General features: G+C 63.6%; 3 protein-coding genes and 1 pseudogene. All 4 read right to left on the bottom strand.

Going from position 1 to position 2,805, the window contains the following annotated elements; genetic code table 11:
* Positions 1–162: 162 nt before the first annotated feature.
* Positions 163–900, bottom strand: a complete 738-nt coding sequence (locus tag VGP39_RS21295; protein ID WP_327570072.1) for an ABC transporter ATP-binding protein — start codon at positions 898–900, stop codon at positions 163–165.
* Positions 890–1,591 carry an ABC transporter ATP-binding protein gene (locus tag VGP39_RS21290; protein ID WP_327570071.1) on the bottom strand — a complete coding sequence of 234 codons (702 nt, stop codon included), beginning with the start codon at positions 1,589–1,591 and terminating at the stop codon, positions 890–892. The genes VGP39_RS21295 and VGP39_RS21290 overlap by 11 nt, the downstream gene beginning before the upstream one ends.
* Positions 1,592–1,632: 41 nt before the next feature.
* Positions 1,633–2,592, bottom strand: a complete 960-nt coding sequence (locus VGP39_RS21285; protein ID WP_327570070.1) for a branched-chain amino acid ABC transporter permease — start codon at positions 2,590–2,592, stop codon at positions 1,633–1,635.
* A pseudogene (locus tag VGP39_RS21280) lies at positions 2,589–2,805 on the bottom strand (branched-chain amino acid ABC transporter permease); the annotation flags it as partial. The pseudogene VGP39_RS21280 and the gene VGP39_RS21285, both read right to left, overlap by 4 nt.

Here is a 2,805-nt window from a genome sequence, read left to right as displayed (position 1 = left end):
ATCGCCAGCCGCGGCTACATCATCGTCCACGGCGAAATCGTCGTCACGGCGGATTCGGTCGACGAACTGCGCGGCAACGATATCGTCAAGCGGCTGTATCTCGGCGGGGCGGCGTGAGTACTTTTCTTACCTCTCCCCTGCGGGGACAGGTAAGAGAAGGCATCACGCCACCCCGCCGAGATACAGCCGCTTGACGATGTCGTTGCCTTGCAATTCGTCGACCGAATCGGCGGCGACGACGATTTCGCCGTGGACGATGATGTAGCCGCGATCGGCGATGCGGATCGCCTGGTTGAAGTTCTGCTCCGCCATCAGCACGGTCAGGCCGAGATGCCGATTGAGCTCGCCGATCTTGGCGATGGTCTGCGAGACCAAGAGCGGCGACAGGCCTACCGAAGGCTCATCGATCAACAACAGGCGTGGCGAGGACATCAGCGCGCGGGCGATCGCCAGCATCTGTTGCTGGCCGCCCGACATGGTGCCGGCGAGTTGGCCCTGCAGTTCCTTCAGCGCCGGAAAGGTTTCGAAGGCGAGCGCGAGATTGCGGTCGATGTTCTGCCGGGCGGCCTTGCGGAACGCGCCCAGCATCAGGTTTTCCTTCACCGTCAACCTCGGAAACAGCCGCCGCCCCTCCGGCACCAGCGCCACGCCGAGATCGACGATGCCCTCCACCGACAGCCGGGTCAGATCGTGCGCCACACCATCGATGGTCAACGACATGCTGCCACGCGTCGGCCGGACCAGGCCGGCGACGCACTTCATCAGCGTGCTCTTGCCGTTGCCGTTCGTGCCGAGCAAGGCGACGGTCTCGCCGGCCTCGACATGGAGCGTTAACCCGCGCAGCGCTTTGACGGCGCCGTACCCCGCATCAAGGCCGTTGATGGCAAGGCTAAGTGCCAAGGTAGGCCTCCTGCACGCGCTTGTTGGCCATGACTTCGGCCGGCGTGCCGATCGCGATGATCTTGCCGGCGTCGAGACACATCACGCGGTCCGAAAAACGCATCACTGCCTGCATGATGTGCTCGATCATGATGATCGTGATGTCCTCTCGCGCAAAGCTCATGAGCAGATCGAGCACCTCGTCGACCTCTGAGCTGGAGAGGCCGGCCATGGCCTCGTCGGAAATCAGCAGCTTTGGGTGCGTCGCCATTGCGCGGGCGAGCTCCATCTTGCGCAATTCCACCTGGCTGAGTTTTGTCGCCGGCACGTTCGCCTTCGATACGAGACCCATCCGGGTCAGGATCGACATCATGGTGTCGCGCCGTTGCGCGGTCGAGGCGTGTTCGTCGGTGACCGCCGCGAAGTCGAGCGCAACCATGAGGTTTTCGGCGACCGTCATGCTCTTGAACGGCCGCGGGATCTGGAAGCTGCGCGCAATGCCGCGGCGGGTGCGCATGTGCGGCTGCAACCGCGTGATGTCCTCGTCACGGAACACCACGGTGCCGGGTTCGGTACGGAACGCGCCGGAAATGCAGTTGATCAGCGTGGTCTTTCCCGAGCCGTTCGGGCCGATCAGGCCAAAACGCTCGCCCGGACGAATCTCGACGCTGATATTGTCGAGCGCGGTGAAGCCGCCGAAACGTTTGGTCAACGCGGATATCCGCAGCAAGGGTGCCTGGGTTTCAAGGGGCATCACGGTTTGCCCCCGCTACGATTGCGGCGAACCCTTCGGACCAGGCCGATGATGCCCTCCGGTGCTGCCACCACGAACACCACCAGCATCACGCCGAGCACCAGCACGTTGACTTCCGACGAGATGGTGACGGTTAGCAATTGCTGCGTGGTGCCAAGCAGGATCGCGCCGACCACCGGGCCTGCCCAATGCGCGGTCCCGCCGATCAGCGACATCGCCAGCACCGAGACCGAGTAATTGAGATTGAACGCCGACGAGGGATCCGCGTATTGCAGGTACATCGCGGCGGGGGCGCCGGCCGCGCACATCAGCGCGCCGGAGACGACGCACGCCGTAAGCTTCAGCCGCAGCGTCGGCACGCCGGTGCATTCCGCGGCGAGCTCGTCGTCCCGGAGCGCCTGCAAGCCGCGGCCGATCCAGGAATTATGGATGTAGCGCGAGATCGCAATCGCCAGCACCACGAGCAGCGCCTGGACGAAAAACAGCATCTGCACGTAATGGTTGAATGGCTCCATAACCATCGGCCGCTGCAACTGAATGCCGGCCGCGCCGCCGACATATCGCCAGTTGGTGATGGTCGTCTCGATGACGATGGTCAGCGCAATGGTCGCGATCGAGAAGAAGATTCCCTGCATGCGCAAGGTCAAAAGGCCCAGCGCGAACCCCATCAACGCGCCGATGGCGGCCGCGGCCGCGATCTGCACGGCGAGCGGCGCGCCAAACGCCTTGACCAGGAAAACGGCGGTATAGACACCGATGCCGAAAAACGCGCTGGTGCCGAAATTCACGTAGCCGGCATAGCCGCCGAGGATGCTCCAGGCCACCGCAAGCACCATGAATTGCAGGATCACATAAGCGGCAAAGAAAGGATACTGGTTGGTGACGACCTGCGTCATCAGCAAGCAGGCTGCGAGAAACAGCGCCGCCCCTGACCAGAAAAAGATGCCGTACCGCTTCATGATCGCCTGCCGAACAGGCCCTGCGGCCGCACGGCGAGTACGGCGAGCAGCATCCCGAACGAAATGGCCGGCGCCCAGGAGGCGCCGAACAGGGTCAGGACGATGGTTTCGGCGACGCCGAGGATGATGCCGGCGACCAGCGTGCCGGTCATGCTGCCGAGCCCCGCCATCACCACGACGCAGAATGTCCGCCCGATATAGGTGCGGTCGAGC

The sequence above is a fragment of the Bradyrhizobium sp. genome (assembly GCF_036009065.1).
Classification (GTDB): Bacteria; Pseudomonadota; Alphaproteobacteria; order Rhizobiales; family Xanthobacteraceae; genus Bradyrhizobium.
The sequence above is the reverse complement of the archived record's forward strand: the minus strand, read 5'-3'. Positions and strand labels throughout refer to the sequence as shown.

Coding starts and splice junctions, on each gene's coding strand:
- VGP39_RS21285 (WP_327570070.1), bottom strand. CDS start 2,592: ATGAAGCGGTACGGCATCTTTTTCTGGTCAGGGGCGGCGCTGTTTCTC.